The following is a 23,768-nucleotide window of genomic DNA, read 5'->3' on the forward strand; positions in this document are numbered from 1 at the left end:
CGGCTGGTAGCCGGTCGGTGGAGGGAGTCTTGGCGACCGCAACCACCGGATCCGACGCACAAAATCCGGTAGCGTCCCGGAGGGCACGCAGGAAATTGCTCCATGTCCTCGACGCATCTTTCCCTCCATTTTCACATCGTCTTCTCCACCAAGGACCGTCATCCATGGTTCGCCCCCAGCGTTCGTCCCCGCCTACATGACTTCCTTGGAGGGATCATCCGTGCGGAAAAAGGTCACCCGCATGCAGTTGGTGGAACGGGTGATCATGTCCATGTGCTTATGGGGCTGGATGCCACCCACAGCCTTGCCAAAGTCATGCAGCGCCTGAAGAGTGTCTCCTCAAGCTGGATTCACCGCGAACTACAGCTCGCAGGCTTTGCATGGCAAGAAGGGTATGGAGGGTTCACCGTAAGCGCCACCAATCTTCGTCGCGTACGGAACTACGTGCTCAACCAGGAAGAGCACCACCGCACGAAAACGTTCCAACAAGAATATGTACAACTCCTGAAGCGCGGTCTGGTGACCTATGATGAGAAGTATCTCTGGTAATTGGACGTGGAAGAAGATGGCACATCACATCCGGCGTGCCCTCCGGGACGCTACAAAACTCTACGCGCGGGATCCGGTGGTTGCAGTCGCTCAGGCTCCCTCCACCAACCGGCTACCAGCCGTGCTCCCTCCGGGAGCGAAGCCCTTCCTCACGTCATCCCACAAAGAACGGGGACATTCCTATCCCCGTTCACATCAACGATAATCTTACGCCAGCTCAAACACCTCACGCGCATCCGCCACTTCACCAGTCACGGCAGCGGCAGCCACCATGACAGGAGACATGAGAATGGTGCGGCCGGTGGGGCTGCCCTGCCGTCCCTTGAAGTTGCGATTGCTGGAGCTGGCGCAGAGCTGGTCGCCCACGAGCTTGTCCGGATTCATCGCAAGGCACATGGAGCAGCCTGCGCCGCGCCATTCGAAGCCGGCGTCGATGAAGACCTGATTGAGTCCTTCCTTCTCCGCCATCACGGCGACAATCTGGGACCCTGGAACAGCGATGGCCTTCACATGGCTGGCCACCTTCTTGCCCTTCAGGAACTTCGCCACTTCGCGGAAGTCGCTCAGGCGCCCATTCGTGCAGGAGCCGACGAAGGCCACATCAATCTTGGTGCCCTTGATGGGTGCGCCGCCTTCGAGCTTCATGTACTCCAGCGCTTCCTGGATGCTCACACGCTGCTCATCCGTCGCGGCGCTGTCCACGGTCGGCACGGCTTCCGTCACGGAGATGGCCTGGTCAGGGCTCACGCCCCAAGTCACGGTCGGAGGCACGTCCTCGGCCTTGATGTTCACCACGTCGTCATACTGCGCGTCGCGGTCGGAGGCGATGGCGGTCCAGTGCTGCACGGCGGCATCCCATTCCGCACCCTTCGGCGCATAAGGACGACCCTTGAGGTAATCAAAAGTCTTCTGGTCGGGATTCACATAACCACAACGAGCACCGCCTTCGATGCTCATGTTGCACACGGTCATGCGCTCTTCCATCGTGAAGCCGTCGAAGACACTGCCGCCGTATTCATAGGCGAAGCCCTTGCCACCACCAGCGCCCAGCAGGCGGATGATGTGCAGGATGACGTCCTTCGCATACACGCCGGGGCGCAGGGCGCCGTCCACATTGATGCGGCGGACCTTCATGGGGCTCAGCGCCATGGTCTGGGTGGCGAGCACGTCGCGCACCTGGGTGGTGCCGATGCCGAAAGCAATCGCGCCAAAAGCACCGTGCGTGGCCGTGTGGGAGTCACCGCAGGCGATGGTCGTGCCGGGCTGGGTGATGCCCTGCTCGGGTCCCACCACGTGCACGATGCCCTGCTTGCCGGTGCTCAAGTCGAAATAGGTCACGCCGAACTCCTCCGCATTGCGGCGCAGTTCCTTGATCATCTCCGCGGCGAGCGGGTCGGCGAAAGGCTCGGTCTGCACATCCGTGGGCACGATGTGGTCCACCGTGGCGAAGGTGCGGCTCGGATAGGCTACCTTCAGACCCAGGTCACGCAGCATGCCGAACGCCTGGGGGCTGGTCACTTCGTGAATCAAATGGGTATCAATCAAAAGCTGAGTCTGCCCATTGGAAAGGGTGGCGACGGAGTGCGATTCCCAGACTTTAGCGAAGAGTGTCTTGCCCATGTTGCGTGTTACTTACGAGTGAGTCCGCCATCCGGACGGGGCGGGGGGAATGAGTCTAACATGGTTCTGCAAGGGCGCAACGACGGGAGAGGGAATGGAATGAGGGAAGGGTGGAATTTTGGAACGTTGGGGAGGGGGAACGGACGCCCATCCAAGGAGCGGCGGCTTTAGCCGCCGATGGGGTCAAAGGAACCGATGAGTCGCCCTTCCAATCGGAAGCACGCCAACGGCCTGTCACGCAAAACGGCGGCTAAAGCCGCCGCTCCTTGGGGGGCGCAAGCACCGGCACAATTGACTCACTGCCAAGGCACAATGCGGCACACCTTGCCCAAGGAGCAGGGCATTGCTGCCCCCTCCTTGAGCTTTGCATGGAGAGCGCTACGCCAACTTGTAGCAGTCCGCCCACTCCTTCCGCGGAGCCGGGCCTGCCAGCAGGGCATTCGCGGCATCGTTGCCGGTGAAGCGCTTGGTCTTCGGGTCGAAGGTCAGCTCGACGTTGAGATACTCGGAGATCATGCCGAGGTTCAGCACCTGGGTCAGCTCGCCCGAGATGCTGAAAGCAGACTCGGTGGTGCCGTTCCCCATGCACGCCTGCACGAAGCTGTCGAAATGGTTGAGCTTCGGCGGGTGCAGCGCCAGGGCATCACGGAACTCCAGCATCTTCGTGCGGGGATACACCAGGGAGTGGTTGTCATGGGAGCCACGCTGCACCACGTAGTCGCCCTGCTTCCGATAGAGCAGCGAGCCATTCTTGAGAGGCTTCGGAGTGACAATTTTGCCGTCCTTGTCCGGGTCGCCGTACTTCTCCGCGATTTCGATGGGGAAGTCTCCCGCCTTCCAGTCCAACTCCACAGCGGGGAGCTTGGCGCCGCGCTCCGGGAATTCGAATCGAATGTTGGAGCTCAGCGGGAAACTCACCTGATTGTAGTCCGCCAGTGCCACAGGGGTGATGCGGGTGGGCAGGCCGAGCTTGAGATGATGGTGGGCAAAATCGATGATGTGCGCGCCCCAGTCGCCGAACATGCCGCCGCCGTAGAGGTGGAAGCCACGCCAGTTGAAGGGGTGATACATCTTGCTGAAGGGCTTCACCTCACAGGGTCCGCACCACAGGTCCCAGTTCTTCAGGGAGTCCGGCTTCGTCTCTTCAGCCGGGAAACCCTTGATGCGCTGGGCGGCATCCATGAACCAGAGTGAAGGCGACTTCCACGCTTTGATTTTCACAATGTCATCCACGATGCCCGCCGCGAGCATCTGCTTGAACTGCTCGGCACCCGCAGACGTGTGGCCCTGGTTGCCCATCTGGGTGACCACTTTGTACTTCTTCTCCGCGCGCATGAGGATCTCCGCCTCTTCGAAGCTGTGCGTGAGCGGCTTCTCCACATACACATGCTTGCCCAGGGCCATCGCCGAAATCGCGGCGGTGAAGTGCGTGTGGTCCGGCGTGACGACGCTCACGGCATCGATGTCCTTGCCCATCTCATCGAGCATCACGCGGAAGTCTTCGTACCGCTTCACGTCGGGGAAGGCTTTCAGGTTTTTCTCAATATTCCCGGCGGTTGCGAAGTCCACGTCCGCGAATGCAATCGGCTTTGCCGTGCCGGCAGCAGACAGCCCGGGGATGACACTCTGAGCCCGCCCCCCCACGCCAATGCATCCCAGATTGAGCCTCCGGCTGGGCGGGAGCTGCGGATTGTCCGCCGCGCGGGCGCTGGTGAGGTAGGCAGGCAGAAACGTGAAGCCGAACCCTGCAGAGAGCGATTGTTTGACGAAGCGGCGGCGGGACGGTTGGGCAGAGGGGTCGGTAGGTTTCATGATGGTTCAGGAGCGGACGGCCCCACAGGGCGAAGTCGTTGGAACTAATCGCGCCTCAAACATCAGTTCTTGCCAGGGAAGGCGTGCCAGAAAGTTCTGAAAGCCGACGGGAAGGTCCGGCGCGTACTGGACATGAACACGCTCCGGCGAGCACCCCCACGGCAAGACGCGCCCCTTTCACCCTCGCGCCATGCCCCTCTGAATCATTGCACGTATCGCACCTCACTTCATCCAACCCCACCATGAGCACTCCCTACCAAGCCAAAGCCTACTCCGCCTCCAGCAAGACCTCACCGCTGGTCGCCAGCTCCATCCCGCGCCGCCAGCCCACGGACCGCGATGTGCGCATTGAAATCCTGTACTGCGGCGTCTGCCACTCCGACCTGCACTATGCCCGCGATGAATGGCATGACACCATGCCCACCGTCTATCCCTGCGTGCCGGGTCATGAGATTGTCGGACGCGTGGTGTCCGTGGGCTCCGCCGTCACCAAGTACAAGGCAGGCGACACCGTCGGTGTGGGGTGTCTTGTGGACTCCGACCACACGTGTCCGAACTGCCAGGATGGCCTGGAGCAATACTGCCCCAACATGGTCCTCACCTACGGCTCGCCGGACTCCCACGGCACGGCGCCGGTGACCTATGGCGGCTACTCCGACAGCATCGTGGTGGACGAGCACTTCGTGGTACGCATCCCAGAGAACCTGGACCTCGCGGCCGCAGCGCCCCTGCTCTGCGCCGGCATCACCACCTACTCGCCGCTGCGCCATTGGAAGGTGGGCAAGGGCAAGAAGGTCGGCATTGTAGGCCTCGGTGGTCTCGGCCACATGGGCGTGAAATTCGCCCACGCCTTCGGCGCGCACACCGTGCTCTTCACCACCTCTCCGGGCAAGACGGAGGACGCGAAGCGCCTCGGCGCGGATGAGGTCGTCATCTCGAAGAATCCCGATGAGATGAGCAAACACGCAGGCAGCTTCGACTTCATCCTCGATTGCGTTGCGGCACAGCACGATATCAATGCCTACATCCAGCTGCTCAAGCGCGATGGCAACATCACCATGGTCGGCGCCCCGGAAAAGCCGCTGCCGGTCGGCGTCTTCGGCCTCATCTTTGGCCGTCGCAGCTTCTCAGGCTCCGCCATCGGCGGCCTCGCGGAGACACAGGAGATGCTCGACTTCTGCGGCGAGCACAACATCACCTCCGATGTCGAGGTCATCCCGATTCAGAAGATCAACGAAGCCTATGACCGCATGACGAAGAGCGATGTGAAGTACCGCTTCACGATCGACATGGCGTCGCTGAAGGGCGAATAAGCCAGCAGGTAGATTCAGCACGCTCTGCCCGCGCAACCAGCAATGCTCCGCGGGCAGAGTCTCTTCACCTGGAGTGCATTCAGAAATGAACGTCTCGTGACGTGAGAAACCCTGGGACGCACCTTGGGGCTCTGCGGTGCACCACCTTGCGCGAAGCGCTTTGGAGTGCGGTGAGAATCACCGCTTTGGGAGGCAGGTTGCGAGGGGAACAGGCATTGTGATACAATATAATACACCAAAGCCCCTGATGGAGCAAGGGGAGGTGCGGAGCCGTGCCAGGAGCTGGCAATCTATCTCCGGCCCCAAGCTCCCCACCAAAGCGGTGATTCTCACCGCACTCCAAAGCGCTTCGCGCAACGTAGCTGCGCGTGACCGACATTCCCTCTCTCTTCGAGTCACTCATGTCACGAGACGTTTCAGGAGCATCCCTCACTCTCCGAAGTTCCTCTGCGTCTCCGTGTTTGATTCGTCCTTCGTCCTCACCCTTCGGGCTGCTTCGCAGTCGTCTCGCTTCGCTCGGCGCTGTGTTGAACCCACTGCACCACACCACACCCACTCCCTCCAATCACAACCCCTCCGCCTCTCACCTCTCAACACTCAACCTTCACCTCTCAACTTCCCCTTTCACTCCCCCGCCTTCCCCCGAAACCTCTCCGCCACGCGCTCCACCCCACCACGCGGCCCCACCACTTCCACAAAGCCCTTCCCACCCGAAGCGGGATCCACCGCCGCCTTCGCGGGATAGGGATACAGCGGAATCTCAATCGTCGTCTTCCCATACAGGATGCGCTGCGCCTGAATCTTCCCGGGTGCGATGCCCTTCTCGCGCCAGTCCATCACCAGCTTCAACATGCGCGGCAGGCTGTTGATGCCCGGCCCCGGACCATGACCCATGCCGGGGACGAAGTAGAGCCGCGCAAAGGACTGCGCCTTTTCCACCGAGCCGAAGTGCTCAATCACCCGCTCATAATAATCCAGCGTGGCATGGTACGGCACCACTGCATCCGCCGAGCCCGTGATCATGAGCAGCTTCCCACCACGCGCCTCAAACGCACTCAGGTCCGCATTCTCCGCATTCAGATACGGCGCAAGCTCCGCCGTGTAGGTATCGATATCTTTTCCGAAATCAATCGTCGCCAGGTTCTTCTCCTTCCCGAAGACCCACTGGAAAAGATACAGGTGCCCGTGCGCACTCTTGAAGTCCGCGCCAAAGGGAATGCCATTGAAGATGCGCTCGCCGGTGACGGCATGCTTCGGTCCTCCGAAGAGCTTCCGCAGCGCATCGGCATGCTTGTCCGTGAGCGTCGCGTCCTTCGAGCGGGCCAGCGCGATGACGGCCTCGATGTCCTGCGCGGTGCAGCGCGGGTCAGACACCATCTTTCCCGCCGTCTGCGGCAGCTCGCGTGAGGCCATGTATGCATTCCCCGCCGCGATGATCTTCACCTCCTGCAACTCAGTAAAAGGGCAGGCGCGGAGTATCTGGTCATTCCACAGGAAGTAGGCATGCAGTGGCGTGCGGCAATGCGCGGGCACATTCGCCACGATGCCGTCATAATCCTCCGGATACCGCTGCGCCTCCTGCAGCGCCTGCTGGCCGCCCGTGGAGCCGCCATTGAAGTACGAAAACTCCGGCGCCTTCCCGTAGTAGGCCTTGATGCATTCCTTCGCCGCCACCGTCATGAGATGCGTGGCGCGATGCCCAAAATCCTTCCACACTTCGCGATTCCCGATGCCCGAGTCCGAGTTCGGCGCCGTGCCCATGTCCGTGGTGGCCACGGCGAATCCCTGGCTCAGCGGTCCCACCAGGCTGTCCGGATTGATTTTCCCCGCCGCCCCGCCATTGCCCAGGCCGAGGAAGCGTCCATTCCACTTCTCCGCATCCGGCAGCCACGCCTCCACCTTGATGTTCGAGCCCTTCGCCGGTTGCAGCAGCAGATTCACCACCGTGCGCGCCGGCAGTTCGCCCACCCCGATGTGCGCCACCAGCACGATTTTTCCAGACTCGATGGGCAGCGTCCTGAGCCTCGCCGCGCCCTCTTCCGCCGGAGTCACCGCCTGTGCTTTCGGCGGTGCCTTCTGCTTTGTCTGGGCCGTCAGGACCACAGGACTGCACACTAGCAAAAGGGAAGTCAGGAGCAGGGGATGGGGATAAAGCTTCACAGGAGGAGATGAAAATGGTTTCGCAGAGAGACTAACCAACGCACGAACCCGCGGACAACAAACAAACGAATTCGCGAGGGAAGTTCACAATAGGTGAGCACCTCACGCGGTCGCGTCCGCTGCATCGCCCTCTTCGTCTTCATCATCGTCCGGGCAGCCCAGGGGTTTCCGGAAATAGGTGAGCAGATCCTGCTCCACTTTACCAGGCAGCAGAAGGTCGATGCTGCCCGCTTCGTCATCCGCATGCAGCTGGAACCATTTGCTCTTGAACGCGCCCGCCTGCTCCTCCACCCACGTCACGCTCGACCACGGCAGCAGGAAGGGCTCATGAAAACTCCGGAAGAGAATCACCACGGAAAAATGGATGCCCTCCTCTGCAAAAACCACCCGCACCACTCCCTGATACCTCCCGCTTTGAAAATTGCTGGTGGAAACAGTGTACCTGCGACCCATGGGCGGGTGTGTCGCCGGGTACTTCACGGCAAAGGCATGCCACCCCTTGCGCGAAACGACGTATCCCGACGCTATCCACGCACAGATGAAGAGCGGGACAAACCACAGGAGTGAACCCAACGGCATCTCGGCCAGAATCGGAAGCATCACGTGAATGAAGTAGCCCGTTCTCCCATGCTATCAACCTTCACCCACTGAAACAGCGCCTAAGCAGATCGTGTCGACACCGTCACCCGGTGCATCCCCACAAGCCCAAGGACCGGGAACGCCTCGTTCCCGCACGATTGAGCTGAACCCCGCGAGCGTACGTCGCAGGCACCGCCACCTCCCTCCGGGCATTTTCTTTTTCGCGTCTCTTTGCGGCCATCTCCTCTGCAACAAATCACCCACACGGCAAGAAACCTGCAATTCCCGCACATCCCCACCCGTCACACTCTCACCTCCACGGACAAACTCCCCATCTCCCCATCTCCCCATCTCCCCATCTCCCCATCTCCCCATCTCCCCATCTCCCCATCTCCGCGTCTCCACCACTCCCCGTCATGCTCAATCCCTCTCCCATCCTCCAGACCGCCTTCGGCTTTTGGAATTCCAAGGTCCTCCTCACCGCCGTCGAGTTCGGCCTCTTCACCACACTCGCCAATCGCCGTCTCACCGGTGCCGAGCTCGCCGACGCCCTGCAGCTCCACCCGCGTGCCGTGCCGGATTTCTTCGATGCGCTCGTGGCCATGAAATTCCTCGACCGCGATGGCAACGGCCCGCAGTCGCGCTATTTCAACACGCCAGAGGGCGACCTCTTCCTCGTGGAGAGCAGCCCGCGCTACATCGGCGGCATCCTCATCATGCTCAATGCGCGCCTCTTCAAATTCTGGCACGACCTCCCCGAGGCCCTGCGCACCGGCAAGCCGCAGAACGAAATCAAACACAACCAGCGTGGCATGTTTGAGGAGCTCTACTCCGACCTCCCCCGCCTGGAGCAGTTCATGGGCGCCATGACCGGCCTCTCCCGCATGAACTTCGAGGCCTTCGCGGAAAAGTTCGACTTCACCCCTTATCGCACCCTCTGCGACATCGGCGGCGCCACCGGCCTGCTCTCCACCGAGGTGGCAAAGCGTCACCCCCAGCTCCAGTGCACCAGCTTCGACCTGCCCGAGGTGGAGCCCATCGCGCAGAAGCACATCGCCGCCACCGGCCTGACCGACCGCGTGAGCACCGCGCACGGCGACTTCTTCAAGGACCCCCTGCCCAAGGCCGACATCATCACCATGGGCATGATCCTCCACGACTGGAACCTGGAGAAAAAGAAACACCTCATCCGCGCCGCCTACGAAGCCCTCCCTCCCGGTGGCGCGTTTGTGGCCATCGAAGCCCTCATCGACGACGCCCGCCGCGAGAATGTGCAGGGCCTCCTCATGTCGCTGAACATGCTCATCGAGTTCGGCGACGCCTTCGACTACTCCGGCGCCGACTTCCGCGAATGGTGCACCGAGGCCGGCTTCACCCGTTTCGAAGTCATCCCCCTCGCCGGTCCCTCCAGCGCCGCCGTGGCCTACAAATGATGATATAACCAGAACGGCTACACCACATCCCACCTTCCAGCACCCCGAAGGCACCCAGCTTCAAGGAGCGGCACTAGCCTAGTGCCGGTGGTCGGCAAATAGGGGTGCGGAGCCTCTCTCTTCAAAAATCCACCACTCCACCCTCTTGCCCCTCCTGCGTCTCTTTGCGGCCAACCACTCCACCACTCCTCATCCCACCCCGCTCTCAGTCTCCTTGCCTCTTTCTCTCCGTATCTCCGCGTCTCCGTATCTCCGCGTCTCCGCACCACACCACCCCCTCACTCACTCCTCGACTCACGCACCGCCACTTCCTCCACCTCCGTCTCCCCCTTCTCCCCCTCTGGCTTCTCACCCGTCTCCTTCGGATACGCTTTCTTCGCCGGAGGCACCTGCAGCATCGGCTTGTAGTACTTGAAAAAATCCTCCTGCGCCGCCTTGGACAGACACAGGCGGATGGGCCCCTCGGCATCTTCGATGTCCACCAGCAGGTTCCGGTTCGGCACGAAGCCACCCTTCTTCTTCACCCGACGCACACTCGTCCACGGCAGGAGAAACGGCGGATGAAACAACCGCACCACAATCGGCGGGTGAAAGTAGATGCCCTCCGGCGCAAAGACCATCCACACCAGGTTCCGGTACCAGCCAAAGAGCTCAAACTTTACCCACGGCACCCGATGCGCCTTCCCCGCCGGCCGCACCTTCGCCCGGTACTTCCGGCCAAACCACAGCCACCCCATGCAGGAGAGCAGCAGGCAACCACCCAGCCACGCGCCAATCAGGGTCAGCGGGAAAAACACCCGAAGGTCCTGCAGCATGGGCGGGAGTGATGTCATTGCGATTTGCAAAGAATCACGTCGGCTCCCATACCCCTGTCAACACAACCCCTTGACACTAAATCCTTCTTCAACGCGCCCTCTACCCCTCTCCGGAAACCACACGCCGCCAAGGACTTGGCGCACCCCCGCATGGTGGTCCACCCACTCCAGGTGCGGCCCTCACCTAGTCACCCTGCGGAGACATCCCTCGCGTCTGCGCGTCCCAGACCCCTCCCTCCATGAGCGGCTGCTTTAGCTGCCGAAGCCTGGCCCCTTCCCAAGACGTCTCCACCCATGGTAGGGTGGCGCAACTCTCTCCTGCCATGGCTTCCTACCCCACTCTGGCGAAGGCACTTCTTCTGGGCGCCCTCACCCTGCTGCACACGCAGTGCACCTCCTTGCGGCCCACTGGCGATTCTATCCCGGGGGAAGGCCGACAGGTCCTCGTCGCGGGCTACCTCACCGGAGACCCGCGCGACAGTTTCCGGCTGCGCAAGCCGGTGCACACGGAGGAAGACGCCCGCAAGTCCTTCTCACAGTGCGGCGACCTCCTGGCCAGCCGCTATGACGATTGCTATTTCTACAAAAGTTCGGTGAGAGTCACATGGAAAGCAGACCAGCAACTCTTCGTCGGCACCGGCAGTGCCCTCTTCCACACATACGGGCAGATTCGCTATGAGATGCGCGTGAAGAAGGGCGGCACCCTCTTGAAATACCACGAGACCATCGAGAACCGCGTTCCCAAGCCGAAGCCGAAGCCGAAGCCGAAGCCCAAGGACTGGGACTAGGGCGGTTTGAGGTACAGCGTGGCCATTTTCGTCTTGGGGTAGCAACAACCCTGGCACCACTGTGGCTGCGACCGCTGGTCGCGGTGCGGTGCGCTAGCAACACCCCTGGCACCACTGTGGCTGCGACCGCCGGTCGCAGTGCGGTGCGGTCCGGTGCAATACAGTGCGGCAAGTCACCCCTGATCCTCAGCCAGGACTTCAGTCTCCCCACTCCAAGGGGTCAAGGACACTGGTAGTTCCCTGCCCTCAGACATTTTCCACCGGCCGCACCGGCTCCCGCAGCGCCAAAAAGTATTTCAGCAAATCCTGCTCCACGCTTTTGCGCAGCCACAGATGCATGGTGCCCACGGGATCCATCACATCGACATGGATGGACTGCCCGAGAAGAAAGCTGTCCTTCTTCTCCACCCGCCGCACACTTTCCCAGGGCAGCAAGAATGGCGGATGACACAGCCGGAACGGAAACCACACACAGAAGTAGACCCCCTCCTCTGTCAGAATCACCCTCACCACATTCTTGTAGGGGCTGACGGGACTCCAACCCATCGTCGCCTTCACCGCAGTATGCGCTCTCCCTGCGGGCCGGGTTGTTGCCGGATATCTTCCCGCAAACCTCCGCCAGTCCCAGGAGACAACGAAGCTGGCGCTCAGCCATAAAACCACACCGGTGAGTGCCAACCGCGGCCACACCTCTCCGAACCCTGAAGCGGGCACGCTCGACGGCGACGTCGCCAGCAGCAGAAGCGGGAATATTGGGTCCACAGGCGGACTATCACGTACCCCGGATTCTCTTGTCAAGGCACCTGCATCCGGCCGATGCCCTCGGCCCCATCCGCTCAGCAACCAGGAGCCACTTTCCTCGAAAACATCCTCGGCCAAAGCTTCCCCTACCCCCCTGACGAATCTGACAAACCTGATGCTTTTTCACTAAACTCCCCAGCTTTCTTCTCTCCTGAAAAACTCTTGGAAATCCCGTCAGTTTCGTCAGGGTACCAAGGCAACGGCTGGCCAATCACCGAACTCACCTCCCAAGGAGCGGCTGCTTTAGCTGCCGAAGCAGGTCCACCCACTCCGCTGCGCGGTCAGTCACCCCACCCCCTTCCCCCCTCTTTGCGTCTCTTCGCGTGGAACCCTCCCCCTTCAACCAACCAAGAACGAAGAACCAAGGACCAACAACATCCCCGAATGCACCCGACCATGAGGAAAATGGCAAACAGGGGGCCATTTCCATAAACCCCTCCGCTTCCTTCCATTCTCAGAACTCTGTGGAATCACCCCATATCCACCATGTTTCCCATGGCCACCCTTTCCAGAGTGACGGAAATGACGAAAGTAACCGTGCTCCAAAAAGTTTGTAGGGCAGAATTCTGTAGAGAATACTTTTGGGAAAAGCGTCATGATTGTCACCACCGTCACCCGGCCATGGGAGCAGGTCACGCCCCAAAGGAGCGGCTTCCCGCCCTGAGGGATACCGACGAAGTGGTCCGCCCACTCCGTGTGCGGTCAGTAGGCACCATCCCCCTTGAGCCCCTTGCGTCTCCCCACGGCCAACCCCTCAGTCCCAAGAATCGGGGGCACTCCTGCCCCCGCATTCATTCCCCCGACGTAGACGGCCTGGCGGAAGGTACTGCACAACTCCTGTTCCACCTCCACCTTCCCCGGCAGCCACAGTTCCATCGACCCCGCCTCGCCCGCGCCCTCCACCACCACGTGGTAGTAGCGCCTGCGAAACAAGCCCTTCAGTTCCTCCACCCGCCGCACACACTCCCAGGGCAGGAGAAACGGCGGATGAAAGGGGCGGCAGAGGAACTGCATGTGCAGGTACAGGCCTTCCTCGGCGAACACCACCCGGGCAGCGTTCTTGTACGACGCCATCGTATCGCCAAACCGCACCCCCGGCACCTTGTAGGATTTCCCTGGTGGGCGATGCGCAACCGGATACGCACGGGCAAACGCCTTCCACCGGGGCGAAATGAGAAACCAAAAGACCAGGAATCCGCCCACAGCCGTCATGGGGAAACAAAGGTCCCAAGGCAGGTCATCAGTCGCAGGCATGGCCATCCATACCGGCGTCATTCGAATAAGACAAGCCAAGTGGGCAATCTACGAGGGCAATGTCCCAAGGAGCGGCTGCTTGAGCTGCCGTCAAAGTGGTCCGCCCACTCCGTGTGCGGTCCGTTGGCACCACCCCTCTGGAACCCTTTCCCGTCCCTCTGCGGCCAACCGTCCCCTCTTCAAAAAAACCAAGAACTAAGAACCAAGAACACTCCTCAACCTCCTCCCGCCGCCTCTCTGCCTTCCTGCATTTGCGCACCGTCTTGCTCGAAAGGCGCGGCTGCTTCCCCAGCCTCTCCGCAAACGCACTCCATCCCATCCGCGACAAGCCGAAGCAGATGCCCAGCCACAGGGCGACAAGGCCGAGCAAAATCAGGGGCCAGTAGTTTTGGAGGGGGACAGCGAGGAGAGAATGAGCAAAGAGAGCTGTGGTGATGATGCCCAAGGCACCCGATTGAGGTCTGCGCGTCAAGGGTGCAGTCGAAGTACGAGCCTACCCTGACGGTACTCTCGTTCGCATCAACTCATTAGTGTCGCAGCCAATTCCAGATTTGCTGCCACACACTGGGGTTAGAAGGTGTGGAAGGCTCTTGGGGTTCGATTGTTTCGCTCTCGGCAACTCCATCACTTGATTCCGCTGGCTCACTTGAAGGTTTCTCCTCCCGAGAATCGTCCCATGAAGGACACCATTCTGCACGACTGCGCCTAATCCAATAGTGTGACCGACATGGGAAGCGCCAGTTGCCGATAGATGGAGTCAGCGACAGCGACTCACCATCAAAGTAGAGCTGCCAATCTGTCGGAGACAATGGTGTCACCACTTCCCGACCACAGCCGCAACAGCAAAGATGCATCACCGTGCAATGCTCAATGGAAACGTACAGAGTGTTCCCCTCGAGCGCTTCAGGCATCTGTTTCACGAATCGAAGGTCGAGCATATTCGCCGAGAAGGAGATTATCGTTAATCGAGTATACAGTGTGGTGTTCCTCCTCAAAGTCTTGGTAGAACCCACAGAGCTTCTTCCACTTCAACACAGCAAGCGCAGCATTGAGCATGTTCAGTTCAGCAATCTGAATATTGGTGTGATAGTCATCATTCCGGGCTTCCTGAAATGAGACAACTTTCCCGAAGTGCTCCCGATTCGAAGGTGTGCTCGCTGTCACGCGAACGCTGCCCAGAAGCTTCCCATCACACACTTGTATTCCCATCCCAACATCAATGAATGACTTCTCTCTGGACTCCAGAAAATCAACAATGACTGCCCTCGCAGGCCCATCATCAACGCAGATAAATACGAAATCGAGCTGTTCCAACTCGTGTACGTTCTCTGCGTGAATCAATTCCTCATGCGGGACAATGTGCTGACGCATCCGACCGTAGATGTCCGAGAAGTAAGCCACCTTGGGTTGCGGTAACTCTAGCTGCTGCAGTGTTGGAGCCCCAGGAGACCTAAAAGCGTTGTGTTGCGCAAATGGGTCGACATCGAATAGATGGATCTCAGCGACGGGTGTCTTTGCCACTAAGTCGAGCACATACGAGCCGGTGCCACCCAGGCCAATAATCCCAATCCTAAGACCTTTGAGCTTGGCGCTGATCGCTTCAATCTCTCCACGGCTGGAGTTGGTATCAAGATAGTAGAAGACTGAGTCATTGGCCGTGGAAGGGATCACGCGAAATGTTGTCGCGGTGGCTTTTTCGTCGATAGACTTGGCTGGTGCCGAGATGATCTCGATGTACCGCGTCACTTTCTCATAATAGTCAGGATATCCCTCCTTGGGTTTGTTCGAGAAAGAATGCTCCACAACCAACCCCTCCATCAGCTGCTTCCGCTCACTGGCGTGCGTAATCGGCGAGATGACCCTTCCATCGCGATTGCACGGATGGGCTCCGATAAAGTGGATCACATGCGTCCTTGGCTTGGCAGTGCGATTACCTGCCAGGTCCAAGTCCGACACGAGTATTCCATACAGAACCTTCTTGTTCTGGTCTACGTAGGGAACATGACTGACCAGCAGGTACGAGCCGCGAACTTCCACCTCGTACCCCTCGTTTCTGAGACGCCGGAGGTCCGGACTAAGATCTATCAGTTGCTCGGACATTGAAGTTCATTCCACATTTTACTTTCACGACATCACCAGCAACCATGGTGCCCTTGGGCTTGTGGTCTGGTCCTTTGCTGTAGGTAACCGTGTATGCTGTGTTCGGGTCTGGCGACCCGATTCCAAGCTGTACGACTTCCTCATATGAAATCAGCCGAGAGGTCACGACTCGCTCGCGACCATTAATGACGATTGTTATACCCTTGGTTTGGCGTGTATAAAACACGGGGCCATCACCGAAAAAGGCCGAATCTCCATCCTCAATAGGCGAGTCATGCGGAGACTCATAGTCACGGAAGAGGTCTTTCTGGCAATCCAATCCAAACCAGTCACGAACGGTCCTACCAGACTGGTCGGGACGGATGGTGATTTCGACCCCGTCGTCCACGGAATATGCCAGTTTGGGAGGTGCTGTGCACTGGCCACGAGGTTTCAAGTCGCACAGCGGTACAGAGTAGAAGACATTGCCCTGTGCGAGATCAACGACTGCATCGTCAGCAAACACCGGGTCTTCGGGGGAGTTGTGATCGCGAACAAGCGCATGGGCCTCTGGGCTATTGCCCTGCGTCTTCAGCACTTTGACCAAAACTCGTCTTTGGGGAGTAGGAATCCTCACATCGTTGATGTGAGCAAACCATTTGGCGCCCCTTTGAGAGTTCGAGCGGTCTTCTGAAGAGTGCACTGGATGCTGAGGTTCGATAAGTGGGGTATTCATTTTCAGGAGTTCGAGGTAGTGTTGTTGTTCTTATTTTGTTGAGGTGTTGTCAGTGTTCACGCCTCACACCCTTGAAGGGCTTTGTGTCCGACTTTTGGTCGAGAAACCGGCCAGTCTCGATGTCACGCTTCACGTACCTGCGTGTATGGGGGTTCAATACTTGGGACCGGTTCCGGACAGCGCCCTTACGGTGGCCGTCTCCTGCTGGAGGGTTTGTAGCCATAGAGTATTTCTGTTTTATTGTGTTCCTGGCTTCGACTCAGATGAATCGAATGCTTCCGGATTTTCATTTAAATGAACTACGATGTCAATCGTGAAGTGAATTGTTTTGCAATTTATTTCATTTTGATGAACAATGTGCTTATTTGAACACTATGCAGGTAGGTCCTCGAATTCGTTCTCTACGCCTTGAAAAAGGATTCACGCTTCCTCAGCTGGCGGAAGAGGCAAAAGTCTCCGTTGGCATGCTGTCTCAGCTTGAGAATGCTGATGAAAACTCAGCAAATCCAAATCTTCAAACTCTCCGCAAAATCGCCGGCGCACTTAATGTGACTGTCGGAGACCTTTTGGGTAAGGCAATCGCAAAGACCCGGACCTTTATTCCAGAGAAGCTAGACCGAGGGTTATCAGAGTTTTTGGAGCGAGCTAGAAAGCGGGGCGAGGATTTAGACGAAGGGGTGTTGCAGGGGTGCTATGGCATGCAGGAACGAGACGGTGCTCCAAAAACAGCAGACGACTGGGAATTTCTCTACAAAACCATTAAAATGACGTTTGATACGAGAAGACGGCAATGAGCAGGACATTTAACACATTCGACGATCGCAATCGTAGACGCTGGGTGAATCAGTCAGTTGTCATGTTGATGAGCAAACTGGCTGAACAAGGGGAAATTCCCCAAGAGACGATCCGCCGCTTAGCGCGTAATGTAGTCAGCGATGCACGGTCTTCGGGATGGAATGAAATGCCATTCGATGTTGAGTTATTGGCTGAATTGCAGTGCATCGAAGTGAAGTGCGCAGAGGGTGACATACGCGCTGAGGCACGGCTGATGCCTCTTCCTGGCAATCGCTTAATCATTGAATATGCCGCTGATGCTCCGGTAAGACGTCGGCGTTTTTCCATTTGTCATGAGATCGCCCACACGCTTTTTCCAGACTGTTATGAGCGGGTACAACACCGGCGTAACAATGAGTCTTTCGACCGCGTTCATTCCGAGCTTGAATTGCTCTGCCACGTTGGGGCGGGTGAGTTCTTGATGCCGCTGGAAGAGTTTCTCGAAGCAACTAACGGGCGACTACCTTCGTTGGAAGTCGCACATGAGCTTGGCAATTCCTTTGATGCGTCGCAGGAGGCGGCTCTTCGACGAATGGTTGATCTGTCCGGCGATCCGTTTTGTCTCCTTTGGATTTCCGAACGACTAAAGCCGACAGAAGAGCGGAATGCGGGACCGGAACTCAATCTTGGGTTTGCAGGCCCATCCATGAAGCTCCGTGTCGACTACCAGTTCGGCTCTCCTTCTTGGAAAACTTTTGTCCCCAAGCACAAATCCATTCCGGACGGTTCGGTGCTCTACCAGACACTTTCTGATAGATTGCCTCGTGCACTTTCAGAGGACTGGAGTGAGCTAGACCTTGGAAGGCTTCGCGTTGAGGCTATGACGAGCATGCATTCGGAACCTTCCGCTCGTGGGATTATGGTTTTACTAAGTTCGCACGAGTGACCGCCCTCAAATTTCCCTTGCATTTGACTAAACAGTCAACTATCATCCTCGCATGGGCAGAACCAGCGATGCCAAAGAACGCCTCCTCGAGGCGGCGCTGGATCTTATCTGGGAGCGCAGTTATGGGGTGGTGACCATCGACAACATCTGCGAGGCGGCCAAGGTGAAGAAGGGGAGCTTTTATTACTTCTTCAATTCCAAGGCAGAACTGGCCGTGGCCACCCTGAACAACCACTGGGCGAACTATGGCCGGGCGAAGTGGGACGAGATGTTCTCCCCCAGCCTGCCGCCGCTGGTGCGCATCCGTACCTTCATGCAGAGCGTGCATGACAGCCAGGCGGAGATTCGCGCCGAGTACGGTCGCGTGCTCGGGTGCCCGTGCTTTTGCCTTGGGACTGAGGTGGCTAACGACGATGAAGCCCTGCGTGGCGTGGCCCAGGACATCCTGGCCAAGCAGCTCCGCTACTTCGAGTCGGCCATCCGCGATGCCCAGGCGGAAGGCGTGGTGGGCGCTGGCAATGCCAGCATGAAGGCCCGCTGCCTCTTCGCCCTGTTCGAGGGGTCCCTCGCGCAGGCCCGCATCCAGGATGACCTGGAGATTCTCCGCACGCTGCCGGATTCGGCGATGGACCTGCTGGGCGTGGCCCCGGCGAACATCCCCGCCTGCCTGCCCAAGGTTTCCTGCGCGGCGGCCGCTTCAGATTCTACGACTTCCAAGGCATCTGCCCCAGCGACCGAGGTCGTATCTGCCCCTGTCTCCGACCATTCTCCCTCCCTGGCGACGGCCTAGCTGGCTGAGCCATTCGGGGCTTGAATAGCCCCTTTCGCCCTCCTCGTACCCCGTTCGTTTCCAACGCTTCCCGCCCCTTTTTTCGCACGATTTTGTTTACCATCTAGTCAACTACTAAAGACCCGATTGAATCCCATGAGCACTCAAGACCTTCCAGAGAACCCGGTGAGTCCAGAAATCGAAAGCCAGAAGACAGGGTTGGCTGCCGGGGCCAATATCGAATCCGGTGAGTCTGCCAAGCCACTGACCGCACAACGGAGTGTGCGGACCACCATTGCGGCTGGCCTGGCCGTGGCGGTGATTGGCGGGCTGACGTACCTGACCGCCGGCGAGACCGGAGCGAAGGAGGGTTCCTCTTCCTCCGCCAAGGAAGCGACCACCCCTGCCACGCCGCCTGCGCCGCGCGTGACGGTCTCCACGGTGGAGGAGCGCACGGTCACGGAAACCCGCGAACTGCTGGGCCGCGTGGATGCTCGCGAGACGGTGGAAATCCGCCCGCGTGTGTCCGGCCACATCCAGGAGGTGAAGCTGCAGGCGGGCCAGGTTGTGAAGCAGGGCGAGGTGCTCTTCACCATCGACCCGCGCTGGTACCAGGCCACGCATGACCAGGCGAAGGCCGCCGTGGATGCTGCGAAGGTGCGCGTGCGCATTGCCGAGCGTGATGCGCGTCGTGCCGATGACCTCCTGAAGAGCCGCGCCATCTCCGTGGAGGAGGCGGACACGCGCACCTCGAAGCTGGAAGAAACCCGTGCCGAGCTCGCTGCTGCTGAGGCCACCCTCGCCTCCGCCCGCCTCGACCTGGAGTACACGGAAGTGCGCGCGCCCATCAGTGGACGCGTTAGCCGCGCCTATGTGACCGCGGGGAACCTGGTCTCCGGCGCTCCCAGCGGTGGCACGGTGCTGACGACGATTGTTTCCGATGGCGACATGTATGTGTACGCGGACGTGGATGAATCCACCCTGCTCCAGTACAGCCGCCTGGATCGCGAAGGCCGCCTGCGCAAGGAGAACGGCCGCATCCCGGTGGAGATGCAGCTCAGCGATGAGACGGGCTTCCTGCATCGCGGTTATGTGGAATCCTCCGACAACCGCGTGGACCCCGGCACGAGCAGCCTGGTGCTGCGCATGGTCTTCCCCAATCCGGAAGGCAAGCTCGTCGCTGGCCTGCCCGCCCGCGTGCGTCTCCCCGTGAGCGCGCCGCAGGCCACGCTGCTCATCACCGAGCGCGCCATCGGCACGAACCAGAGCCAGAAGTACGTCTTCACCGTGGACAACACGGAGAAGGTGAACCAGCGCCCCGTGAAACTCGGCCCCGTGATCAATGGCCAGCGCGTCATCCGCGACGGCCTGCAACCCGGCGACCGCGTGATCGTGAATGGCCTGCAGAGGGTGACCGCGGGGATGGTGGTGAATGCGGAGTCGTCCGTGGCGATGAAGTGAGGAAGAGCCAGTAAACAGTAGGTCAGTGTTCAGTATTCAGAACTGAGATGATCACTGGCCACAGGAAGAAGGCCAAGGCCCACACTGAGTCACTGTCTTACTGACCTACTGAATACTGATTACTAAGGCCCGCCACCCCAGGGCCCCTACAAACCATCACACCCCATCCCACCATCCGGCGATGCTCCCCCGCCGGACCCAGCCGCCGCTTTGCCCTTTTCCCAAGCACCTTCCCCTTCCTTCCTCCTTATGACCACCCACGACCACCCTCCGCTGCTGCCGCACCTGTTGCACGAGCTGCCCGCCTTCCTGTGGGAGGGCCAGGCCAGCCCACGTGTCTACCTGCGTGACATGACCGGACGCCGCGGATGGTGCACGAAGGAGGAAGCCGCCCTGCAGGACAGCGACACGGCGGATTGGTACTTCGACTCCCACTACGCCGCCCTCGCCGCCTAGCGACGCGAGCCACTCCCATCTCGCGCCACGCTTCCTCCGCGTTCTCCAAATCAAAAATCATCAATCAAAAATCACAAATCTTGTCCGCCATGAACTTCTCGGACTTCTTCATCAAGCGCCCCATCTTCGCGGGCGTGTTGTCCATCGTCATCTTCCTGGTGGGCGCCATCTCCATGCTGCGCCTGCCGGTCAGTGAGTATCCCGAAGTGATCCCGCCCACGGTGGTGGTCACCGCAAAATATCCCGGCGCCAATCCCAAGACCATCGCGGAGACCGTCTCCACTCCATTGGAGCAATCCATCAATGGCGTGGAGAACTCGCTCTACATGTTCTCCCAGGCCACGAGTGATGGCACCATGACGCTGACCATCACCTTTGCCCTGGGCACGGACCCGGACAAGGCGCAGGTGCAGGTGCAGAACCGTGTGGCCCAGGCGCTGCCGAAGCTGCCGGAGGAAGTCACACGCAACGGCGTGGTCACCGCGAAGAGCTCGCCGAACCTCACCATGGTGGTGCATCTCTTCTCCCCCGACGGCCGCTATGATGATGTGTATGTGAGCAACTACGCCACGCTGCAGGTGAAGGACGTACTCACCCGCCTGCCCGGTGTGGGCCTCGTGCAATCCTGGGGCGCGGGTGAGTATGCCATGCGTGTGTGGCTGGACCCGAACAAGCTCGCCTCACGCAATCTCACCACGGGCGATGTGATTGCGGCCATCCGCGAGCAGAACGTACAGGTGGCCTCCGGCGCCGTGGGCAAGCAGCCGAATGCGAACGGCGCGGACACGGAACTGCTCATCAACACCAAGGGCCGCCTCGTGAATGAAGACGAGTTCGGCGAGATCATTGTGAAGATTGGCGCGCGCGGTGAGCGCACCCTGCTGCGCGACATCGCCCGCATCCAGCTCGGGGCGAATGAATATGCGCTGCGCTCCCTCCTGGCGAACAAGACCGCCGTGGGCATCGGTGTCTTCCAGCTTCCCGGGTCGAATGCCATCGAGCTCTCCAACAACGTGCGCAAGACGATGACGGAGCTGAAGAAGGAATTCCCCGAGGGACTCGACTACGCCATCGCCTATGACCCCACGGTGTTTGTGCGCAGCTCCATCGAGGCGGTGGTGCACACGCTGCTGGAGGCCATCCTGCTCGTGGTGCTGGTGGTGATTCTCTTCCTGCAGACGTGGCGTGCCTCCATCATCCCGCTCGCGGCGGTACCTGTGTCCCTCGTGGGTACCTTCGCAGTGATGAGCGCGCTCGGCTTCTCCATCAATGCGCTCTCCCTCTTCGGCCTGGTACTGGCCATCGGCATCGTGGTGGATGACGCCATCGTGGTGGTGGAGAATGTGGAGCGCAACATCAGCCTGGGTCACTCGCCCTTTGAAGCGACGAAGATCGCCATGCGCGAGGTGACGGGTCCCATCGTGGCCACGGCGCTGGTGCTCTCCGCGGTGTTCATTCCCACGGCCTTCATCAGCGGCCTCACCGGACAGTTCTACAAGCAGTTCGCACTGACCATTGCCATCTCCACGGTGATCTCCGCGTTCAACTCACTCACGCTCTCGCCCGCCCTGAGCGCGCTCCTGCTGCGCGACCACCATGCGCCGAAGGATGCGCTCACGCGTTTCATGGACAAGGCGCTTGGCTGGTTCTTCCGTCCCTTCAACCGCTTCTTCGAATGGGCGTCGAACAAATATTCCAACGGGGTCGCGCGTCTCATCCGTGTGAGCGTGGCGGCATTGATTGTGTACGGCGGGTTGCTCTTCTTCACCGGTCATGTGTTCAAGCAGGTGCCCGCGGGCTTCGTGCCTTCGCAGGACAAGCAGTACCTCGTGGCCTTTGCCCAGCTTCCCGATGCCGCCTCGCTGGAGCGCACGGATGAAGTGATGCGCCGCATGGGTGAGATCGTGGCGCAGCATCCCGGCGTGGAAACCTCGCTGGCCTTCCCCGGCCTTTCCATCAATGGCTTCACGAACAGTCCGAACAGCGGGATCATCTTCCCCATGCTGAAGGACTTCAAGGAACGCAAGGGCAAGCCTGGCATGTCCGGTGAGGAGATCGCGAAGGACTTGCAGGCAAAGTTCAACGAGATCCAGGATGCCTTCGTCGCCGTGTTCCCACCGCCGCCGGTGAACGGTCTCGGCACCACGGGTGGTTACAAGCTCTATGTGGAGGACCGCGCCGGTCTCGGTTATGACGAGCTCTACAAGGCCACGCAGGATCTCATCACGAAGGCGAACCAGACGCCCGGTCTCGCGGGCATGTTCTCCAGCTTCACCATCAACACGCCGCAACTCGATGTGGAAGTGGACCGCGCCAAGGCGAAGCAGCAGGGTGTGCCGCTCGCGAATATCTTCGAGGCCATGCAGGTGAACCTGGGCTCGCTGTATGTGAATGACTTCAACCGCTTCGGCCGCACCTACCAGGTGATTGCGCAGGCGGATGCCGAGTTCCGCGCCAACGCCGAGGACATCATGCGCCTGAAGACACGCAACGCCGCCGGTGAGATGGTGCCGCTTGGCTCCCTCGTGAAAGTGGAGGAGACCTATGGTCCCGACCGCGCCATGCGCTACAACGGCTATGCGGCTGCGGACATCAGCGGTGCTGCTGCTCCCGGCTACAGCTCCGGTCAGGCCGAGGCCATCCTGGAGAAGCTCGCTGCCGAGACCCTACCGAAGGGCATGGTGCTCGACTGGACGGACCTCACCTACCAGCGCATCATCGCGGGGAATACCGGGATGTATATCTTCCCGTTGAGCATCCTGCTCGTGTTCCTCGTGCTCGCCGCGCAGTATGAGAGTTTCCGCCTGCCCTTCGCCGTGCTGCTGATTGTGCCCATGGCCCTGCTCTCCGCCATGCTCGGCGTGTGGCTCACCGCGGGCGATAACAACATCTTCACGCAAATCGGTTTGATTGTGCTCATCGGCCTCGCCGCGAAGAACGCCATTCTGATTGTGGAGTTCGCCGTGAAACTTCGTGAAGAAGGCAAGGGCATCGTGGAAGCTGCGCTTGAAGCTTCGCGCTTGAGGTTACGTCCCATCTTGATGACCAGTATCGCGTTCATCGCCGGTGTGTTCCCGCTGGTAGTGTCCACCGGCGCCGGTGCCGAAATGCGCCAGGCGATGGGCGTGGCGGTGTTTGCCGGGATGATTGGCGTGACGATCTTCGGCTTGTTCCTGACACCTATCTTTTATGTGGTGCTGGAGAAGCTGGGGGTGAAGAAGGCGAAGAGTGAAGCAAAAGACAAAACGCTCACCGAAACTCATCCAGAATCCGTCGTGACCGCCTAAGTGATTGATGTGGGTCTGTGAGGCGCGGCCTCAACCAAAGTAGCTTCGACTTCAGTCGAACGAGCACTCACCACTCGCTGCACCACACAACAGCTTCCCAGTAGTCCCACTCACAAGTGCATTTCACCCCTGCCTC

Annotated in this window: 20 protein-coding genes; 10 read left to right on the top strand and 10 right to left on the bottom strand. The window is 59.7% G+C overall.

Annotated features, from left to right (window positions below):
- Nucleotides 1-102: 102 nt before the first annotated feature.
- Nucleotides 103-549, top strand: a complete 447-nt coding sequence (gene tnpA / locus DES53_RS22185; RefSeq protein WP_113960518.1) for an IS200/IS605 family transposase — start codon at nucleotides 103-105, stop codon at nucleotides 547-549.
- A gap of 207 nt (nucleotides 550-756) precedes the next feature.
- Here the strand turns inward: tnpA and leuC are convergent, their stop codons facing one another.
- Both leuC and DES53_RS22195 read right to left on the bottom strand, forming a co-directional pair.
- Nucleotides 757-2,169 carry a 3-isopropylmalate dehydratase large subunit gene (gene leuC / locus DES53_RS22190; protein ID WP_113960519.1) on the bottom strand — a complete coding sequence of 471 codons (1,413 nt, stop codon included), beginning with the start codon at nucleotides 2,167-2,169 and terminating at the stop codon, nucleotides 757-759.
- Between the two features lie 378 nt (nucleotides 2,170-2,547).
- Nucleotides 2,548-3,981 carry a Gfo/Idh/MocA family protein gene (locus DES53_RS22195; protein ID WP_113960520.1) on the bottom strand — a complete coding sequence of 478 codons (1,434 nt, stop codon included), beginning with the start codon at nucleotides 3,979-3,981 and terminating at the stop codon, nucleotides 2,548-2,550.
- Between the two features lie 242 nt (nucleotides 3,982-4,223).
- Here DES53_RS22195 and DES53_RS22200 point away from each other — a divergent pair, with 242 nt between their 5' ends.
- Nucleotides 4,224-5,294 (top strand): NAD(P)-dependent alcohol dehydrogenase, encoded by a 1,071-nt coding sequence (locus DES53_RS22200; protein WP_113960521.1) that lies wholly within the window; start codon nucleotides 4,224-4,226, stop codon nucleotides 5,292-5,294.
- A 624-nt stretch (nucleotides 5,295-5,918) separates the two neighbouring features.
- On the opposite strand, the gene DES53_RS22205 is transcribed toward DES53_RS22200, so the two are convergent.
- Nucleotides 5,919-7,454, bottom strand: coding sequence for a tannase/feruloyl esterase family alpha/beta hydrolase (locus DES53_RS22205; protein ID WP_170157303.1), 1,536 nt, complete (start codon nucleotides 7,452-7,454; stop codon nucleotides 5,919-5,921).
- A gap of 102 nt (nucleotides 7,455-7,556) precedes the next feature.
- On the bottom strand, nucleotides 7,557-8,057 hold the full coding sequence (locus tag DES53_RS22210; RefSeq protein WP_170157304.1) for a hypothetical protein: 501 nt from the start codon (nucleotides 8,055-8,057) through the stop codon (nucleotides 7,557-7,559).
- Between the two features lie 392 nt (nucleotides 8,058-8,449).
- Between DES53_RS22210 and DES53_RS22215 the strand changes: the two genes are divergently transcribed.
- A complete protein-coding gene (locus DES53_RS22215; RefSeq protein WP_113960524.1) occupies nucleotides 8,450-9,466 on the top strand; it encodes a methyltransferase in 1,017 nt (338 codons plus the stop codon).
- Nucleotides 9,467-9,744: 278 nt separating this feature from the next.
- Here DES53_RS22215 and DES53_RS22220 read toward each other — a convergent pair whose 3' ends face one another.
- Nucleotides 9,745-10,281, bottom strand: coding sequence for a hypothetical protein (locus DES53_RS22220; RefSeq protein WP_113960525.1), 537 nt, complete (start codon nucleotides 10,279-10,281; stop codon nucleotides 9,745-9,747).
- 323 nt (nucleotides 10,282-10,604) lie between these two features.
- Here DES53_RS22220 and DES53_RS22225 point away from each other — a divergent pair, with 323 nt between their 5' ends.
- On the top strand, nucleotides 10,605-11,069 hold the full coding sequence (locus DES53_RS22225) for a hypothetical protein (RefSeq protein ID WP_113960526.1): 465 nt from the start codon (nucleotides 10,605-10,607) through the stop codon (nucleotides 11,067-11,069).
- Nucleotides 11,070-11,315: 246 nt separating this feature from the next.
- Here the strand turns inward: DES53_RS22225 and DES53_RS22230 are convergent, their stop codons facing one another.
- From DES53_RS22230 to DES53_RS22255, 5 genes are all read right to left on the bottom strand, one after another.
- On the bottom strand, nucleotides 11,316-11,615 hold the full coding sequence (locus DES53_RS22230) for a hypothetical protein (protein ID WP_113960527.1): 300 nt from the start codon (nucleotides 11,613-11,615) through the stop codon (nucleotides 11,316-11,318).
- Between the two features lie 957 nt (nucleotides 11,616-12,572).
- Complete coding sequence (locus tag DES53_RS22235) at nucleotides 12,573-13,124, bottom strand: hypothetical protein (RefSeq protein WP_147263550.1); 552 nt, start codon at nucleotides 13,122-13,124, stop codon at nucleotides 12,573-12,575.
- A gap of 527 nt (nucleotides 13,125-13,651) precedes the next feature.
- On the bottom strand, nucleotides 13,652-14,062 hold the full coding sequence (locus tag DES53_RS33955) for a ubiquitination-like system serine protease family protein (RefSeq protein ID WP_113960530.1): 411 nt from the start codon (nucleotides 14,060-14,062) through the stop codon (nucleotides 13,652-13,654).
- A complete protein-coding gene (locus DES53_RS22250; RefSeq protein ID WP_113960531.1) occupies nucleotides 14,028-15,224 on the bottom strand; it encodes a ThiF family adenylyltransferase in 1,197 nt (398 codons plus the stop codon). Before DES53_RS22250 ends, DES53_RS33955 begins: the two co-directional genes overlap by 35 nt.
- Entirely contained in the window at nucleotides 15,199-15,939 is a 741-nt protein-coding gene (locus DES53_RS22255; protein ID WP_113960532.1) for a multiubiquitin domain-containing protein, read from the bottom strand. Before DES53_RS22255 ends, DES53_RS22250 begins: the two co-directional genes overlap by 26 nt.
- Nucleotides 15,940-16,313: 374 nt before the next feature.
- Here DES53_RS22255 and DES53_RS22260 point away from each other — a divergent pair, with 374 nt between their 5' ends.
- From DES53_RS22260 to DES53_RS22285, 6 genes are all read left to right on the top strand, one after another.
- A complete protein-coding gene (locus DES53_RS22260; RefSeq protein ID WP_113960533.1) occupies nucleotides 16,314-16,733 on the top strand; it encodes a helix-turn-helix domain-containing protein in 420 nt (139 codons plus the stop codon).
- Nucleotides 16,734-16,795: 62 nt separating this feature from the next.
- Nucleotides 16,796-17,659, top strand: a complete 864-nt coding sequence (locus DES53_RS22265) for an ImmA/IrrE family metallo-endopeptidase (RefSeq protein ID WP_170157305.1) — start codon at nucleotides 16,796-16,798, stop codon at nucleotides 17,657-17,659.
- A gap of 52 nt (nucleotides 17,660-17,711) precedes the next feature.
- On the top strand, nucleotides 17,712-18,449 hold the full coding sequence (locus tag DES53_RS22270) for a TetR/AcrR family transcriptional regulator (RefSeq protein WP_113960535.1): 738 nt from the start codon (nucleotides 17,712-17,714) through the stop codon (nucleotides 18,447-18,449).
- Between the two features lie 135 nt (nucleotides 18,450-18,584).
- Nucleotides 18,585-19,889 (top strand): efflux RND transporter periplasmic adaptor subunit, encoded by a 1,305-nt coding sequence (locus tag DES53_RS22275; protein WP_113960536.1) that lies wholly within the window; start codon nucleotides 18,585-18,587, stop codon nucleotides 19,887-19,889.
- Between the two features lie 249 nt (nucleotides 19,890-20,138).
- Nucleotides 20,139-20,345 carry a hypothetical protein gene (locus DES53_RS22280; RefSeq protein WP_113960537.1) on the top strand — a complete coding sequence of 69 codons (207 nt, stop codon included), beginning with the start codon at nucleotides 20,139-20,141 and terminating at the stop codon, nucleotides 20,343-20,345.
- An 89-nt stretch (nucleotides 20,346-20,434) separates the two neighbouring features.
- A complete protein-coding gene (locus DES53_RS22285) occupies nucleotides 20,435-23,632 on the top strand; it encodes an efflux RND transporter permease subunit (RefSeq protein ID WP_113960538.1) in 3,198 nt (1,065 codons plus the stop codon).
- The last annotated feature ends 136 nt before the right edge of the window (nucleotides 23,633-23,768 follow it).

The sequence above is a fragment of the Roseimicrobium gellanilyticum genome, from assembly GCF_003315205.1.
In the GTDB taxonomy this organism is placed as follows: Bacteria; Verrucomicrobiota; Verrucomicrobiia; order Verrucomicrobiales; family Verrucomicrobiaceae; genus Roseimicrobium; species Roseimicrobium gellanilyticum.

Bases quoted from the DNA above. Each gene is read 5' to 3' on its own strand.
- DES53_RS22195 (WP_113960520.1), bottom strand. From the start codon at position 3,981: ATGAAACCTACCGACCCCTCTGCCCAACCGTCCCGCCGCCGCTTCGTC.
- DES53_RS22255 (WP_113960532.1), bottom strand. From the start codon at position 15,939: ATGAATACCCCACTTATCGAACCTCAGCATCCAGTGCACTCTTCAGAA.
- DES53_RS22235 (WP_147263550.1), bottom strand. From the start codon at position 13,124: ATGCCTGCGACTGATGACCTGCCTTGGGACCTTTGTTTCCCCATGACG.
- leuC (WP_113960519.1), bottom strand. From the start codon at position 2,169: ATGGGCAAGACACTCTTCGCTAAAGTCTGGGAATCGCACTCCGTCGCC.
- DES53_RS22275 (WP_113960536.1), top strand. From the start codon at position 18,585: ATGAGCACTCAAGACCTTCCAGAGAACCCGGTGAGTCCAGAAATCGAA.
- DES53_RS22200 (WP_113960521.1), top strand. From the start codon at position 4,224: ATGAGCACTCCCTACCAAGCCAAAGCCTACTCCGCCTCCAGCAAGACC.
- tnpA (WP_113960518.1), top strand. From the start codon at position 103: ATGTCCTCGACGCATCTTTCCCTCCATTTTCACATCGTCTTCTCCACC.
- DES53_RS22280 (WP_113960537.1), top strand. From the start codon at position 20,139: ATGACCACCCACGACCACCCTCCGCTGCTGCCGCACCTGTTGCACGAG.
- DES53_RS22285 (WP_113960538.1), top strand. From the start codon at position 20,435: ATGAACTTCTCGGACTTCTTCATCAAGCGCCCCATCTTCGCGGGCGTG.
- DES53_RS22220 (WP_113960525.1), bottom strand. From the start codon at position 10,281: ATGCTGCAGGACCTTCGGGTGTTTTTCCCGCTGACCCTGATTGGCGCG.
- DES53_RS22225 (WP_113960526.1), top strand. From the start codon at position 10,605: ATGGCTTCCTACCCCACTCTGGCGAAGGCACTTCTTCTGGGCGCCCTC.
- DES53_RS33955 (WP_113960530.1), bottom strand. From the start codon at position 14,062: ATGCTCGACCTTCGATTCGTGAAACAGATGCCTGAAGCGCTCGAGGGG.
- DES53_RS22265 (WP_170157305.1), top strand. From the start codon at position 16,796: ATGTTGATGAGCAAACTGGCTGAACAAGGGGAAATTCCCCAAGAGACG.
- DES53_RS22230 (WP_113960527.1), bottom strand. From the start codon at position 11,615: ATGGGTTGGAGTCCCGTCAGCCCCTACAAGAATGTGGTGAGGGTGATT.
- DES53_RS22270 (WP_113960535.1), top strand. From the start codon at position 17,712: ATGGGCAGAACCAGCGATGCCAAAGAACGCCTCCTCGAGGCGGCGCTG.
- DES53_RS22260 (WP_113960533.1), top strand. From the start codon at position 16,314: ATGCAGGTAGGTCCTCGAATTCGTTCTCTACGCCTTGAAAAAGGATTC.
- DES53_RS22250 (WP_113960531.1), bottom strand. From the start codon at position 15,224: ATGTCCGAGCAACTGATAGATCTTAGTCCGGACCTCCGGCGTCTCAGA.
- DES53_RS22215 (WP_113960524.1), top strand. From the start codon at position 8,450: ATGCTCAATCCCTCTCCCATCCTCCAGACCGCCTTCGGCTTTTGGAAT.